This is a genomic window from Desulfoglaeba alkanexedens ALDC, assembly GCF_005377625.1.
Classification (GTDB): Bacteria; Desulfobacterota; Syntrophobacteria; order Syntrophobacterales; family DSM-9756; genus Desulfoglaeba; species Desulfoglaeba alkanexedens.
Window position 1 is genome coordinate 2,377,691 of record NZ_CP040098.1, and the last position, 16,337, is coordinate 2,394,027.

8 protein-coding genes are annotated in these 16,337 nt (G+C 61.9%); 1 reads left to right on the plus strand and 7 read right to left on the minus strand.

Annotation, left to right across the window (positions count from 1 at the left end; all coding sequences use genetic code 11):
* Window positions 1-84: 84 nt before the first annotated feature.
* The 5 genes from FDQ92_RS10775 to FDQ92_RS10800 form a co-directional block, all read right to left on the minus strand.
* Window positions 85-528, minus strand: coding sequence for a hydrogenase iron-sulfur subunit (locus FDQ92_RS10775; RefSeq protein ID WP_137424890.1), 444 nt, complete (start codon window positions 526-528; stop codon window positions 85-87).
* Between the two features lie 182 nt (window positions 529-710).
* A complete protein-coding gene (locus FDQ92_RS16285; protein ID WP_170180305.1) occupies window positions 711-5,162 on the minus strand; it encodes an NAD(P)-binding protein in 4,452 nt (1,483 codons plus the stop codon).
* 69 nt (window positions 5,163-5,231) lie between these two features.
* Window positions 5,232-6,719, minus strand: a complete 1,488-nt coding sequence (gene gltA, locus FDQ92_RS10790; RefSeq protein WP_137424893.1) for an NADPH-dependent glutamate synthase — start codon at window positions 6,717-6,719, stop codon at window positions 5,232-5,234.
* Window positions 6,720-6,831: 112 nt separating this feature from the next.
* The gene (locus FDQ92_RS10795) at window positions 6,832-7,677 is read right to left on the minus strand and encodes a sulfide/dihydroorotate dehydrogenase-like FAD/NAD-binding protein (protein ID WP_137424894.1); all 846 of its coding nucleotides are present in this window, start codon (window positions 7,675-7,677) and stop codon (window positions 6,832-6,834) included.
* Window positions 7,678-7,679: 2 nt separating this feature from the next.
* Window positions 7,680-10,289 carry a molybdopterin-dependent oxidoreductase gene (locus FDQ92_RS10800; protein WP_137424895.1) on the minus strand — a complete coding sequence of 870 codons (2,610 nt, stop codon included), beginning with the start codon at window positions 10,287-10,289 and terminating at the stop codon, window positions 7,680-7,682.
* Window positions 10,290-10,638: 349 nt separating this feature from the next.
* Between FDQ92_RS10800 and glgP the strand changes: the two genes are divergently transcribed.
* Window positions 10,639-12,255: an alpha-glucan family phosphorylase gene (gene glgP, locus FDQ92_RS10805; RefSeq protein WP_170180306.1), complete on the plus strand. Its 1,617-nt coding sequence runs from the start codon at window positions 10,639-10,641 to the stop codon at window positions 12,253-12,255.
* A 260-nt stretch (window positions 12,256-12,515) separates the two neighbouring features.
* Here the strand turns inward: glgP and argJ are convergent, their stop codons facing one another.
* Both argJ and secA read right to left on the minus strand, forming a co-directional pair.
* Complete coding sequence (gene argJ / locus FDQ92_RS10810; RefSeq protein ID WP_137424897.1) at window positions 12,516-13,772, minus strand: bifunctional glutamate N-acetyltransferase/amino-acid acetyltransferase ArgJ; 1,257 nt, start codon at window positions 13,770-13,772, stop codon at window positions 12,516-12,518.
* Entirely contained in the window at window positions 13,717-16,242 is a 2,526-nt protein-coding gene (secA, locus tag FDQ92_RS10815; protein WP_137424898.1) for a preprotein translocase subunit SecA, read from the minus strand. The genes argJ and secA overlap by 56 nt, the downstream gene beginning before the upstream one ends.
* Between the last annotated feature and the right edge of the window lie 95 nt (window positions 16,243-16,337).

Here is a 16,337-nt window from a genome sequence, read left to right on the forward strand (position 1 = left end):
CTACAGGCCGTTTTTAGCGATGCGGGCCGCCTGGTTTCCCGGGCCGTCTCTGGGGGCAGGCAAGGCCGCTCCCACAAGCCGTTGTTAAAGGCCCACGGCCAGCCGAGGACTCGCTTCCAGTGGCGGCGCCGGTCCGAGGGAGCGGATCTTTTCCGTGAAATCCCGGACCACCTCGGCGAACTTGACCCCTTCCGCCGAACTGATCCATTCCAGGCGCAGCCGTTCCGGGTTGTAGCCCGCAAACCGGATGAGTTCCTTGACGAAGGTGACGCGTTTCAAGGTCATGTAGTTGCCCTTCAGGTAGTGGCAGTCGCCGATGTGGCAGCCTGCCACCAGGACACCGTCGGCTCCCCGCTGCAGCGCGTGAATGACGTGGTGCGGGGAAACGGTCCCGGAACACATCACGCGCACCACCCGAATGTTGGGCGGATATTGGAGGCGGCTCACGCCCGCCAGATCCGCTCCGGCGTAGCTGCACCAGTTGCAGAGGAAAGCGAGGATTTTCGGTTCGAAGCGTTCTTCCGCCATGTGTGGTCCTCTTTGCGGTTAAGGCGGCTGGAAGCCGCGTCGTCACGTTGTCCCCCCACTTCAGCCCCTTCCCCATCACAGGGAGAGAGGAACATCATCCATTCCGCGGGTGCATCCTTCGCGCCTTGGGCTCCGGCGAATGGAAAGGTGAGGGGCATTTACCAGAAAGATCCGTGTCGGTCCTACGCCGAAAGCGCTTCGTCGATCTGGGTGTAGAGCTGCATGTGCGTAAATCCCCGTAGCGAGATGGCTTCCGACGGGCACGTGGCGGCGCAGGTGCCGCAGCCCTTGCAAAGCGCCTGGTTCACCTCGCACTTGTTTTCCTGTTCCAGGTAGCTGATGGCTCCAAACGGGCACGTCATGACGCACGCCTGGCAGGCGCAACACAGGTCCTTGTTGATGTGGGCGACGACGCCTCCCGCCATGATGAAGTCTTTGGAGAGCACGGTCGCGGCCCGGGCCGCGGCCGCCTTGGCCTGCGCGATGCACTCTTCCATCGGTTTGGGGTAATGGGCCAGCCCGGCCACGAAAACGCCGTCGGTGGCGAAATCCACCGGTCGCAGCTTGGCATGGGCTTCCAGGAAAAAGCCTTCCGCGTTTACCGCCACCTTGAACCGTTTCGCCAGTTCTTCGGAGTCTCGGGTCACGATGGCGCTCGCCAGCGTTAAGATGTCGGGCTGCAGTACCACAGGCCGTTGCAGCACGTGATCCACCACGGTGACCTTGAGGGTTCCGTCGGCGGCCACGTCCACCACGGGTTTACGGTCCAGGCTGAAGCGGATGAACAAGACCCCCGCGGCCCGGGCTTCCTTGTACAGATTTTCCCGGAGGCCGTAGGTCCGGATGTCCCGGTAGAGGATATAGACGTCCATATCCGGGTTGAGCCGCTTGAGGCGCAGTGCGTTTTCAATGGAGTGGCTGCAGCAGACGCGGCTGCAGTAGGGCCGGTGCGGTTCTCTGGAACCCACGCACTGGATGAAGGCGGCCGATCGGGCGTTGACGACCACATCGCGGCGTTCGCTGATGGCCTGGTCCAGGTCGAGGTTGAGGAAAATGCGATCGCTCTTTCTGTAGCCGTATTCATCGGGCTTGAGGGAATGGGCGCCGACCGCGATGACGGCCACGCCGTGTTCCACCTCTCTTTCCTTGCCGTCCACTTGGAGGAGCGTTCGGAAATTGCCGACGAACCCGTTCACCTCTTTGACTTCGGCGTTGCAGAACACCGTGATGTCCGGGTGCCGCTCGACCCGCTGCACCAGTTCTTCCAAGTACGGTGCGATGGGTTGCCCATCCCACGTCTGGTGGAGTTTCCGGCCGTGGCCGCCCAGGACGCCCTTCTGTTCCACCAGCGTCACCGGGTAACCCTGGTCGGCGAGGCTGAGAGCCGCCGTCATCCCGGTGATCCCCCCGCCCACCACGAGCGCGCTCTTGGTGACGTTCAGCCGGCATTCTTCCAGCGGCTGCTGGAGGGCCACCTTGGCTACGGCCATGCGGACCAGGTCCTTCGCCTTTTCGGTGGCGGCCTCCGGATCGTTCTGGTGGACCCAGGAATCCTGGTTGCGGATGTTGGCCATTTCGAAAAGGTACTTGTTGAGCCCGGCTTCCCTGATGGTTTCCTGGAAGAGGGCTTCGTGGGTCCGGGGCGAACAGGCCGCCACCACGATCCGGTTCAGCTTGCGATCGCGGATAACCTCCTTCATCTTGTCCTGAGTGTCCTGGGCGCACGTGAAAAGGTTTCGCTCCACGTAGGCCACGTGGGGCAGCGTTTCTGCGTAGTCGGCCACCGCCTCCACGTCCACGACGCCGGCGATGTTGGTGCCGCAGTGGCAGATGAAAACACCCACTTGCGGTTCTTCAGCTGTCACGTCGCGTTCTGTGAGTTCCGGCGGCTTCTTGGTGAGAGTCCCGCGGGCCTGAGCGAGAAGCGTGGCGCATTCGGATGCCGCCGCCGAGGCTTCCATGACCGAGATGGGGATATCTTTCGGGCCCTGGAAGGCGCCGCACACGTAAATGCCCGGCTTCGACGTCTTCACGGGATCGAACGGAGACGTGGCTGCAAAGCGGCTGTCGTTCACGTCGATACCCAGGCGCGCCGCCAGTTCCACCGTTTCCTTGGGAACCTGGAGCCCGACGGAAAGCACCACCAGCTGGAAGGTTTCTTCCTGGAGCGTTCCGTCTTCTTTCACGTACTTAATGGTCAGGTCGTCGCTTCCGGGCACCGGTTCGATGGTGTGGACCCGGGAACGGATAAACCGCACGCCTTTTTCGTCTTTGGCCCGGTTGTAGTATTTTTCGAAGTCTTTTCCGGGAGTGCGCATGTCCATGAAGAAGATTGCCGCATCCAGATGATCGCCCGCATGTTCTTTCGCGATGATGGCTTCCTTTACGGCGTACATGCAGCAGACGGCGGAGCAGTATCCGTTGTCGCAGTGGTGAATGTCCCGGGAACCCACACACTGAAGCCACGCGATCCGTTCCACTTCCTTGTGGTCCGACGGCCGCACCAGGTGTCCTTCAAACGGTCCGGTAGACGAAAGGATCCTTTCGAATTCCATAGCCGTGACCACGTTGGGGTGGTGGGCGTAGTTGTAGGCGTCGTAGATTTTGGGATCAAAGGGCTCGAAACCCGGAGCCAGGATCACCGCTCCCACCCGGAGTTCTCTGACGCGCGGTTCGTCGTCGTGGCGGATGGCTCCCGCCAGGCAGGCGTCCACGCACCGGTAGCACTCGGAACAGACGCCGCAGGCAAGGCAGCGGGACGCTTCCTTCCTGGCCTGTTCTTCCGTGAACCCCAGTTGGACCTCCCGGTAATCGGCTTTTCGCTTTTCGGGTTCGAGCCGCGGCATCCGTTGGCGGGGTATTCGGTCGTAGCCTTCCGTTCGAACATCCTGGACCGCCTGCCATTCCTTTTCCCGCCCCTCCCGCAGATCCACACCGCGAAGGAACCGGTCGATGGATACAGCCGCCTGCTTTCCGGCCGCAATGGCCTCGATCACCGTCTTGGGACCGGTCACGGCGTCCCCGCCGGCGAAGATGTCCGGATCGTCGGACTGTAGCGTCAGCGGGTCCACCCGCATCGTCCCCCAATCGCTCAAAGTGCAGGCGCATTCCGGGGTGAGGCACGCCCAATCGGTTTCCTGGCCGATGGCCGGAATCACCGCATCCACTTCGATCACGAATTCGGAACCGGGGACCGGCACCGGCCGCCGCCGCCCGCTGGCGTCCGGTTCCCCCAGGGCCATCTTCACGCATTCGATGGCTTTAACCCGGCCGTTTTCCCCGATGATCCGGGTCGGGTTGGTAAGCGTCAGGATTTCGATCCCTTCTTCCTGGCACTCTTCGATTTCTTCGGCGTTTGCCGGCATCTCTTCGAAGCTTCGCCGATAGATCACGAAGGGCTTCTTGGATCCCGTCCGAAGCGCCGTGCGCACCGCATCCATGGCGACGTTTCCGCCGCCGACGACCGCCACCCGATCCCCCAGGGCGATCCTTCGGCCCAGGTTCACTTCCCGGAGGAAGTCAACCCCGGGGAACACTCCATCCAGATCCTCGCCTTCAATCCTCAGCGCCTTGCATTCATGGGCCCCGATCCCGATAAAGACCGCCTTGTAACCCTCTTCCCGAAGCTGGGCGATGGTGACGTCTTTTCCGATTTCCACACCGGTTTTGAAGGCCACCCCCATGTCCCGGATGACCTGGATTTCCGCCTCGATGATGTCCCGCGGAAGCCGGTAGGCGGGGATGCCCACGGTGAGCATGCCGCCGAGCACCGGAAGCCTTTCAAAGACCGTCACTTGGTAGCCTTCTATAGCGAGATAGTAGGCGCAGGTCAGTCCCGCGGGACCGGAACCGATCACCGCCACCTTCTCCTGCCGCCGGGTCTTGATTTCCGGCACGTAGCGGGTTTCGGACCGTAGGTCCAGGTCCGCGATGAAGCGCTTGACGGGATTGATGGCCACCGGTTCGTCCACCCGCCCGCGCATGCACGCCGATTCGCACGGATGATGGCAGACTCGGCCGCAAATGGCGGGAAGCGGGTTTTCCTGTTTGATGAGTTTCAGCGCCTCCTGAAAGCGACCGGCGGCGGCCAGCGCCAGGTAACCCTGGACCGAAATGTGAGCGGGGCAGGCGACCTTGCACGGAGACGTCCCGCGCTTTTCGATGGCGAAGGCTCCCGGAACCGCCTGCGCGTAGCGGCGGTAGATCGCGCGCCGCTCACTCAAGCCCATGTCGTATTCGTTTTTGACCACCACAGGGCAAACCCGGGCACATTCCCCGCAGCCCGTGCACTTGTCGGGATCGACGAAACGGGGATGCTGGAACACCGTCGCCCGGAAGTTTCCCGGTTCTCCGGAAACTTCCCGGAGTTCGCTCAGCGTGAGCAGTTCAATGTTACGATGCCGGCCGACCTCGACCAGTTTCGGCGAGAGAATTCACATGGCGCAGTCGTTGGTGGGAAAGGTCTTGTCCAACTGTGCCATGACGCCGCCGATGGCGGAGGTCTTTTCCAGTAGATGGACATAGTAGCCGGTTTCCGCCAGATCGAGCGCGGCCTGGACTCCGGCTATACCGCCTCCGACGACGAGGACGGAGCCGAGCGGGTTGGAAGCGACGTTGGTTGCTGCTTTCGCCATGATGCGTTCTCCTTCAACGGGTCGTTTGGGACCTTGCAAACGAAGGCTCTTCCATAAAGAACAGGTAGTTCAGGCATCCCCTCCGTCTTTGGACGGCGACGGCGGGATGATCTTCTTATGGCCGTTCATCAGAAAGTCGTGCATGGCCGCGGCCGCGATCCGGCCTTCGCCCATGGCGCTGATGACGGTGGCGCCGCCCGAGACGATGTCGCCTCCGGCCCAGACCCGGGCCTTGGAGGTACGCCCCGTCTTTTTGTCCACCACCACGGTTCCCCAACGGGTCACTTCCAGATCCGGCGTGGTCGCGGGAATCAAGGGGTTGGGTGACGTGCCCAGGGACACCACGACGGTGTCCACATCCATGATGTATTCGCTTCCCTTGATGGGAACGGGACGGCGGCGCCCGCTTTCATCGGGTTCGGTGAGCTGCATGCGGACCAGTTCCATGGCGGCCACGTTGTTTCGGCCGTCGCTCAAAAAGGCCGTAGGGTTGCACAGGAAGTGGAATTCGATGCCTTCCTCTTCCGCGTTTTCCACTTCTTCGAGGCGTGCCGGCATTTCGGCGCGGGTCCGGCGATAGATGACGTAGACTTCCTGGGCCCCCAGCCGCACGGCGCAGCGCGCCGAATCCATCGCCACGTTGCCGCCGCCAATGACGGCCACCCGTTTCCCCATCTTCACCGGCGTGGCGTATTCCGGGTACAGGTAAGCCTTCATGAGGTTCGTACGCGTCAGGAATTCGTTGGCCGAATAAACCATGTTCAGGTTTTCCCCGGCGACGCCCATGAACTTGGGGAGTCCGGCTCCCGGCGCCAGGTAGACGGCGTGGTAGTCGGTGTTCAGCAGTTCGTCCAGGCTGTAGTTGATGCCGATGACGGTGTTGAGTCTGAGGTCCACGCCGAGGGACTGCACGTACCGGACTTCCCGCTGAACGATGTCCTTGGGAAGGCGGAATTCGGGGATGCCGTACATGAGAACGCCCCCGGCCACGTGAAGGGCTTCGAAGAGCACCACTTCATGGCCTCGGATCGCCAGGTCGGAAGCCACGGTGAGACCCGAAGGTCCGGAACCCACAACGGCCACTTTTTTTCCCGTCGGGGCGGCGATTTCCGGAGTGGTCGATGCGCCTTGCTCCCGCTCCCAGTCGGCGATGAACCGTTCGAGGCGGCCGATGGCTATGGGAGCGCCTTTCTTGTTGAGGGTGCACGCCCGTTCGCACTGGAGTTCCTGGGGGCAGACCCGGCCGCACACGCCCGGCAGCGACGTCTTGGCCTTGAGGATCCGGGAAGCCCGTCCAATATCACCGTCCTGCAGCGCCTTGATGAAGTCGGGAATATCGATGTTGACGGGGCAGCCTTGCTGGCAGTTCCGCGACTTGCACTGGATGCATCGGCCGGCCTCTTCCATGGCCATCTCATACGTGTATCCCTGCGCCACCTCGTTGAAGTTGCTCCTGCGTGTCACTTCGTCCTGCTTGGGCATTTCAACGCGGTTGAGGTTGATTTTTTTCTTTTCTTTTTTTTGCGGAGATCCCTTGGGATCTTTCGTTTCGCTCATGGCCTGAACTCCTTGGATGGACTCACGACTCAAGGCCGGAACCGTCCGGGACGCCGGGCCTCGGCCGGAATCCCGGGTTTCCCCTTTGAACGCGCCCCGCTTCCGGCACCGCTCACCACTGGGAACACCCGCGGCACTGGAACCCCTGCTGCAGAATGCTCTCGTCGGCGTAGGTGCAGCGGCGGGCCATCAAAACCTCCCAGCTGTCCACCTCGTGCCCGTCGAATTCGGGTCCGTGGACGCAGGCGAAGCGGTTGGCGCCCCCGACGCTCAGCCGGCATGCACCGCACATCCCCGTGCCGTCCACCATGACCGGGGTGAGGTGCACCATGGTCTTGATGCCCTGGGGGCGGGTCATTTCGGAAATCACGCGCATGAGGCACAGTGAACACATGGCGACCACGCGGTCGATACGGTGGCGGGGATGGCGGTCCAGGAGTTTCCTCAAGGCCAGCGTGGTGCTTTCCATCATATGCTCACCCCGGGTGCCCACGGCCAAGATCAGGTCGTCGCTCAGCGCCCGGAGTTCGTCTTCATTGAAGAGCCGTTCCCGGTCGGGTGCCTGAACGATGGTGGTGATCCGGTTTTCCTTTTCTTTCAGTGCCTTGAGGATGGGAGACATGGCCGCGATCCCGTAGCCGCTCAAAATCGTCACCACGTGCCCATAGTGGTCCACTTCGGCGGGTCTTCCGAGAGGACCCACGAAGGTGGCCAGTTGATCGCCTTCGCGGAGCGTCGCGAGCTGCCGGGTGGTGTTTCCCACTTCGATGAAGACGAAGTCCACGGTCCCTTCTTCCACGTTCCAGCCGCTTATGGTGAACGGAACGCGTTCGCCCTTTGGGTCGATGATGAGGATCACGAACTGGCCGGGCCTGGCCTTTTCTGCGACCACGGGCGCCTTGACGGTGAGCCGGTGTACCTTCGGAGCCAACTCTTCATGTCCAACGATGGGATACATAGCTATTTTTTCTCCACTTTTGCGGCATAGACCCTGCCTTCAACGGGTGTCCCGCCCGAAACCGCCTGCATCATGGAAGCCGGAACCGCCACCAGGCCCCGGGGAAGGTGAATGTTGAGCGCCAGACGCCCGCTGAGTTCGCCCAGGCGCAAGGAAACGTTCACCGCATCGCCCGGCAGGCACCCCAGGGGGTAGGCGTCGGCGGGGTTCATTTCGATCTCGCCGTCGAAAGAAAGAGCCGCCAGGGCTTCCGGAGCCAAGAGGGGCCCCGAGTAGGCGGGGCGCAGGCTTTCCTTGGTGACCGCCCGGTATGGGAAATCGGCGTCCGGGCTTTCTTCCGGATCCTGAGGTCGAAGGGCCGGAGCCCGCCACCCGTTCCAAGCCGGCTCTTCGCACTCAAACAGGACGGGAGTGCCTGGGTGATCTTCTGTGGGGCAAGGCCACTGGACCGGCTGGAACTTCGCCCGGCTCATGGAAATGCCTTCGCTTCCCGCTGCCGATCGAGTCGCTTCCACAAACAAGGCTTCCGCGGATTCCGGAAGGAAGGATTGGGTCCCCATACGCTCCGCCAGGGCACTCAAGGCGGCAAAAACGGGCTTTGCGTCCCCGGGCGGATCCAACACGGCCTCGGTCCACTGGACGCGGCGTTCGAGGTTGGTGAGCGAACCTTCCTTTTCCATGATGGAAGCCTGGGGGAGGGCGACATCCGCCTTGAGGTTTTCCGGCGGACGCACCACATCCTGGACGGCCACGAAGTCGACGCCGCCAAGGAGTGGGGCGAGGGCGTCCAGAAGGTCGGGTTCGTAGGTTTCCATGGCCAGGTAGAGGGCCTTGATCTTTCCGGCCTTCAAAAGTTCCAGTCCATCGAAGCGGAACCCCAGGTTTCTTGCGCCTTGGAGGTTGCTGGTTCCGTAAAGCGGTGCGACGCCGCCGCCGGGCCGGCCCAGGCTGTCCGTCATGCGAACCAGAGCGCAAAGGGCGCGCACCGCTTCCGCGGCGTCCGGGGACCGGGTGAGGCCTCGTCCAAAGATGGCGGCCACCGGGTGGTGAGCCGCCAGCATGCAGCCGGCTTCCACCAGGAGTTCTTCATGGATGCCGGTGAGGTGGCTCACGGTTTCCAGGTCGTAGGGCTCCAGGCTCTTTCGGACCGCCTTCAGTTCATCGGCGTGCTTTGCGGCGAACTGTTCGCCCGCGCCCCGGTTATCAACCATCACCCGGATCAGCCCGCAAATCAAGGGGAGCTCTGTGCCGGGGGCGTATCGCAGGTGAATGTGGGCATAGCGGGCGATGGCGATGTCGTAGGGGTTGGCCACGATCAGCTTGGACCCGCCTAGGACCGCCTCACGGATGCGTGTGCCGGCGATGGGGTGCGTGGCCGCAGGGGCGAACCCGAAGGCGAGGATCGTTCCGGCATGCGGGAGATCCGCGTAGCTGTTGGTGCACCCGACCAGGCCCAGCTCTTTCTGGAGCGCGAGGCTCGTAGCCGCATCTTCCTCGGGCGACACCACCGCCACCGCCGGCGTTTTCAGAACGTCTTCGGCGAAACGTTTCAGGGCGTAGAGTTCCTCATTTGTGGCCCGGCCGTCGGTGAGGACAGCGGCGGCACCCGGGGCGTGAGCCTTGAAGGCTTCGGCCGCGCGATGGAGTGCCGTCTCCCAGTCCGTCTCCTTCAGTCCGCCGCCGTTATCGATAAGTGGTTTCTGCAGTCGATCCGGACGGCCGCGATAACGGTTGAGCAGGAACCGACCCTGCACGCAGGCCTGTCCGCGGTTGCTCGGTCCGTCCACATCGGGTTTCACCCGCATGATGTCGCCGTCTGGGGAGAGTTCGTAGAGGAGGCGGCAGCCCGCCCCGCAGACCGGGCATATGCCCGTTTTCCAGATGCTTTCCAGTTCCTTCTTGTAAAGGTGGGTGACAATGGCGGTCAGGCGTTCGCAAACCGCCTGGATATGTTCGCGGGATTCCCGGTGGAAGTCCTGCAGGTTGTCCCGGAGTGCGCCCACCGGGCAAACATCCACGCACGCGCCGCAGAACTCGCACCCTACGGCCTCCAGGGGCCGGTCGAAGGGGGTGCCCACTTCCTGGCGTCCGACCACTTCGCGGAAAACGATGGCCCGGGCGCCGCGCACTTCATGGCAGATCCGCACACAGCGGCCGCAGCGGACGCAAAGGCTGTAGTCCCTTTCAAAATACCGTCCTCCGGGCATGGCAGGGGGCCGGTTCACGGAAGGCGCCGGGTAGGGGAAGTCGATCCCCACAGCCGCCACCAGTTGCTGCAGTTCACAGCTCCCGTTCCTGGGACACCCCAGGCACTCCCGCGGGTGATCCTGCAGGATAAGGCGGAGCATTTCGCGGCGGAAGTCGATCACCTTGGGGGTTTGCGTTTGAATCCGCATGCCTTCTTCCACGGGGGTGGAACAGGCGGCCGGAAGACCCCGGTAGCCCTCGATTTCAACCGCGCACAAACGGCAGGAGCCGCTGGGTTCCAGGGCTGGATGGTAGCACAGCCTGGGGATGTACGTCCCAACGGCGTCGGCGGCCTGCATGATGGTCTGCCCCACCTTGGCCTTCACTTCTTGATCATTGATCCATATCCTAATGTCGCTCATCATGTCCCCTAGCTTCGAAGGTCCAGTCCAAGCCGTATTCGAGAAAAAAATCACGTTGAAGGGGTCTCAAAAATCCGACGGCGCCCGCCGTTACCGGCCGCCCGAAAAGCAAGTCGGTGAACCATAAATGTCAAGGCCTCGTTTGTCAATAATCTGAATGGACGGCTTGCAGGCGCGGCCATCTCCTTGGGTCGCGAAAGCTTCATCGAAAAGGGCCTAAACGATACCGGCCGGATGTGGTATAGAGAACAACGGACCGCCCGACGGGAGCGTTTCATCGGAGGGCGAACCCGACGGCGGTTGCAGGCGAGGGATGCGGCGAACCGTGGACCGGGAAAAGAGGAAAGTCCTTATGAAGATCGCCTACTTCTGCATGGAGGTCGGACTCAACGAAAACATCCCCACCTACAGCGGCGGCCTGGGAGTGCTCGCCGGCGACCACATCAAGTCCGCCGCCGATCTCAACCTGCCGCTCGTTGCGGTCACGCTTCTCTACAAGCGCGGCTACTTCATTCAGAACATCAACGGCATGGGTGAACAGGAGGAGATCTATCCCTATTTCGATCCGCGGGCGTTTATGGAGCAACTTCCGTTCAAGGTCACCGTTCGGATCGAGGGGCGGGACGTACACGTGGGCGTTTGGAAGTACAACCAGGTGGGGCTTCGCGGCCGGGTGCCGGTCTACTTCCTCGATACCGACATCCCCCTCAATTCGCCGGAGGACCGACTCATCACTCACTACCTCTACGGGGGAGACCACCACACCCGGATCTGCCAGGAGGTGGTGCTCGGCATCGGCGGCTACCTGGCGCTCAAACGCCTGGAACGGGACGTCACCACCTACCACATGAACGAAGGCCACGCGGTGTTTCTCACTCTGGCCCTGCTGAAGGACCACGACGGCAGCGTGGAAAGAGTCCGGGAAAAGTGCGTGTTCACAACTCACACCCCGGTTCCGGCCGGGCACGACAGGTTTTCCTACGATTTGGCTCACCGCGTACTCGGTCCGTACCTTCCGCCGAACATCAAGGACTTGGCCGGCGACAAGGAACTCAACACCACCATCCTCGCCCTCAACCTTTCCAGGGCCAGCAACGGCGTGAGCCAGCTCCACGGAGAGGTCTCCCGCCAGATGTTTCCGGGTTACGACATCGGCTACATCACCAACGGCGTGCACCACTTGAGTTGGACCGGGCCCGAGTTTTCGGCCCTCTACGACGAACATCTGCCGGGATGGCGCGAACAGCCGCAGCTTCTATCCAAGGCCCACGACATCCCAGACGAAGCCGTCCGATCCGCCAAGAAAAAGGCGAAGAGGCGCCTCATCAGCTACATCAACGCCGTTTCCGGGGCGGGTTTCAGTGAGGAACTGCTCACGGTCTGCTTCGCGCGCCGAGCCGCCGCGTACAAGCGGGCGACCCTCATCTTCGCCGACATGGAATACCTCTTGAACCTCTCCTTCGACCGCGTGCAATACATCTTTGCAGGGAAGGCCCACCCCAAGGACCATGCGGGTAAGGACCTGATCAAGGAGTTGGTGCGCATCGGCAAGCAGTACGAAGACCGGTTGAGGCTCGTGTTCGTTCCCAATTACAATATTTGGCTGGGCGCGCTCATGACCCAGGGGGCCGACGTGTGGCTCAACACGCCGAGGCGGCCCCGGGAGGCGTGTGGAACCAGCGGGATGAAGGTGTGCTTCAACGGGGGCGTGAACATGAGCGTGCTCGACGGCTGGTGGCGGGAAGCCTGCCGGGATCGGGTCAACGGCTGGGCCGTAGGAGACGATGAGGATCAGACCGATGAAGAGGCGGCCGGCGATCTCTACCAGGAAATCGACGATCTCGTGACCACCTACTACGCAAGCCCCCGGAAATGGACGGACGTGATGAAAAACTCCATGGCGGACGTGAGCCCATTTTTCAATACGCACCGCATGGTCCTCGAATACCTCCACAAGTACTACCTGTAACCGGCGGGCGCGGCTGTTCGGGCCCTTTGTTATGGATTTTGTAGCGGGTTCGCATGGGTCGCGGCCTCATGGGAACCAAAGCTGGAGCTTCTGCACCGTTGTGTTCCCAAGCTGGAGCTTGGGAACAAGAAGCAACCCGGTTTTTTTCATTCGATGTTCAACGTTCGATGTTCGATGTTCGATGTTCGACGTTCATCTTTAAAAACAACCCAACGGCATAAATGCAACCCGGTTTTCCCCTCGTTCCCAAAAGCTCTGGCTTAGGTTCGGTAGGCGCCGTTGATCTTCACGTAATCGTAGGACAGATCGCACGTGTAGACAGTCTCTTCGGCGGTTCCGACCCCGAGGTCCAGGCGAATGTCGATGGCCTTACCTCGAAAAACCTCGGTGGCCCTGGCTTCCAGATCCTCTCCGTCCAGGGGCGCGCCGTTTTGAAAAACGCAGACGTTTCCGAAGGTCAGGGAAACCCGGTCGGGATCGAGCGGGACGCCGGCTCGCCCCGCCGCCGCGACGATGCGGCCCCAGTTGGCGTCGCCGCCGAAGAAGGCGGTTTTGACAAGCGGCGAGTTGGCGACGGTGAAGGCGACCTTCTTGGCGCTTTCGGCATCCGGGGCCCCGGTGACCTGAAGCGCGACGAACTTGGTGGCCCCTTCCCCGTCGAGAATCACCTGTCGGGCGAGATCCAGGAGAACGGCCGTGAGCGCTTCGCCGAAGCAACGCCCTTCCGGGCTCAGCGGATCGCGGATCACGGGGTAAGCCGCCGTTGCGGCGGCGAGGGCGATGAGTGTGTCGTTGGTGCTGGTGTCACCGTCCACAGTAATGCGGTTGAAGGAGCGTTCGGCTCCCGCCCGCAGCCAATGCCGGAGCACCTCGACGGACATGGGGGCGTCGGTGGCCACGAAAGCGAGAAGAGTGGCCATGTCGGGAGCGATCATGCCGGAGCCCTTGGCGATCCCGCCCACGGTGAATTCAGAGCCGCCGAAGGACAGGCGGGTGTGAGCGGTTTTGGGGCGGGTGTCGGTGGTCATGATGGCGGAAGCCGCATCTTCCCAGCCCTCGGGCCGGAGCGATCGGGCCAATTCGGGAAGCGCTTCACGGATCGGTTCCAGCCGGATCTGAGGGCCGATGACTCCGGTGGAGGCCACAAGCACCGCTTCGGGCTGGAGGCCGAGCGCTTCCGCGGCGAGGGTCGCCATGGATTCCGCCCGCCGAAGGCCTTCTTCTCCGGTACAGGCGTTGGCGATGCCGGCGTTGGCCACCACCGCGCGAATCCCAGCAGCGTGCCTTTCCAGCCGGGCTCGGCACAGCCGCACAGGGGCGGCCGCGAACCGGTTTCGTGTGAAGACGCCTGCGGCCGAGACGGGGTGATCCGAAACCACGGCGGCGAGATCGAGCCGGTTTCGATAGCGCATGCCCGTGGACGCGGTTCCCACCCGAAATCCGGGCACCTGGAACGCCCCCCTAACGACCGCAACACTTCTTGTACTTTTTCCCGCTTCCGCAGGGGCAAGGGTCATTTCGTCCCACCTTTTTCGTTTTCTTGACGGGTTCCCGGCGCGTCGATCCGCCGCCGGCCGGTCCATAAAACATGGACTGTTCTTCCTGTTCCTTCCGGAGGGTCTGGACCTCGTCTTCGCGCTGGATCTGGACGTGGAAGAGAAGGCGCAGGGTTTCTTCGCGGAGCCTCGAGATCATGTCGTCGAAAACCGCATGACCTTCCCGCTTATAGGCGACCAGGGGATCCTGCTGCGCGTAGCCTCGAAGCCCAATGCCTTCCTTCAGGTGATCCATGTTGAGCAGGTGGTCCTTCCAAAGGCTGTCCAGGGTCTGCAGCAGGATGTAGTTTTCCAGGTCCCGCATGATGGTTTCGCCGAATTCCTTTTCCCGACTTTCGTAGCGTTCCAGGATCCGGTCCCAAAGTTCCTCGCGAAGCCCCGTCTGGTTCGTGTGCTCGAGCGCTGCCGGGCTGAGGTCCGGCTGAAGCCCGAAAATACGGAAGAGGTCCTTTCCGAGGCCTTCCAGGTCCCAGTCTTCGGCGTAGGTTTTCTCATCCGTGTGTTCCTGAACGATGAGGTCCAGGACTTCTTCGGCCATGTCCAGGATGACCGGTTTCAGGTCGCCGCCCTTGATGGCTTCCCGGCGCTGTTCGTAGATCACCTGCCGTTGCTGGTTCATCACGTCGTCGTATTCGAGGAGTTGCTTGCGAATACTGAAGTTTTGAGCTTCGACGCGGCTTTGAGCGTTTTCGATGGCGCGGCTGATGAGGCGGTGCTCGATGGGTTCGTCTTCTTCCATGCCGATCCGCTGCATGAGCCCCGAGATCCGATCCGCGGCGAAGATTCGCATGAGGTCGTCTTCCAAAGAAAGATAAAACCGCGAGGAACCCGGGTCGCCCTGGCGGCCGGCACGGCCTCGAAGCTGGTTGTCGATCCTTCGGGATTCATGACGTTCCGTACCGATGATGTGGAGTCCGCCCAGTTGGGCGACGCCGGGGCCCAACACGATGTCGGTACCGCGGCCGGCCATGTTGGTGGAAATGGTCACGGCTCCGCGCCGGCCGGCCTGAGCCACGATTTCCGCTTCCTTTTCGTGGTGCTTGGCGTTCAGAACCTGGTGGGGGATGCCTTCGCGTTTGAGCATGGCGCTCAGGCGTTCGGACTTGTCGATGTTGACGGTTCCGACCAGCACCGGCCGCCCCTGTTCGTGCAATTCCTTGATCTCGCGGACGACGGCACGGAATTTTTCCTGCTCTGTCCGATAGATACAGTCGGGGTGATCGGTGCGGATCATCTTTTTGTGGGTCGGAATGACCACCACCTCCAGGTTGTAGATCTTGGCGAATTCTTCGGCTTCCGTGTCCGCGGTGCCGGTCATTCCCGCGAGCTTGTCGTACATGCGGAAGTAGTTCTGGAAGGTGATGGAAGCCAGGGTTTGGTTTTCATTTTCCACCCGCACGCCTTCTTTGGCTTCCAGAGCTTGGTGAAGGCCGTCGCTGTACCGCCTCCCAGGCATGAGCCGCCCGGTGAATTCGTCCACGATGATGACCTTGCCCCCCTTGACGATGTAATCGACGTCTTTCTGGAACAAGGTGTGAGCGCGGAGCGCCTGGTGGACATGGTGCAGGAGATCCATGTGGCGCGGGTCGTAAAGGTTTTCCACGCCCAGGAGCGTTTCGGCGCGTGCCACTCCGTCTTCCGTGAGGGCCACGGTGCGGCTTTTTTCGTCCTTGGTGTAATCGGTTTCCGGCCGTAGCTGAGGGATGATGCGGTTGATGCGGTTGTAAAGTTCGGTGGACTTTTCGGCCGGGCCGGAGATGATCAGCGGCGTTCTCGCCTCATCGATGAGAATACTGTCCACTTCGTCCACGATGGCGTAATGGAGGTCCCGTTGGACCATGTCGTTCAAGCTGAATTTCATGTTGTCGCGAAGGTAGTCGAATCCAAACTCGTTGTTGGTCCCATAGGTCACGTCGGCGGCGTAGGCTTCCCGGCGCTCCCGGTCGTTCAACCCGTGCACGATGCAGCCGACTTCCAGGCCGAGAAACCGGTAGACCTTGCCCATCCATTCGCTGTCGCGCCGCGCCAGGTAGTCGTTCACCGTCACCACGTGGACGCCGCGCCCGGTGAGGGCGTTCAGGTAGACGGGCATCACGGCGACCAGGGTCTTTCCTTCACCGGTTTTCATTTCGGCGATCTTGCCCTGGTGAAGCACGATGCCGCCGATGAGCTGAACATCGAAAGGGCGCATGCCCACCGCCCGTATGGACGCTTCCCGAGCCACGGCGAAGGCTTCCGGAAGAAGGTCGTCCAGGGATTCGCCCTTGGCCACCCGTTCCCGAAACGCCGCCGTCTTGGCACGAAGGTCGGCGTCGCTCAGGCCGCGCACGGTGGGTTCGAGCGCGTTGATGGCATCCACGATGGGCGCGATGCGCTTGAGGTTGCGTTCGTTTTGGGTGCCGAAGATCCGCTTAAGTATAGAACCAATCATTGTTGGCTTGGTCTCCCCTCTTCGAGAAAGCTCATAAAATCCCGTCTTTTCTTTTCACCGTCTATACCTCAGCCGACCGGGTTTTTCAATTGAAG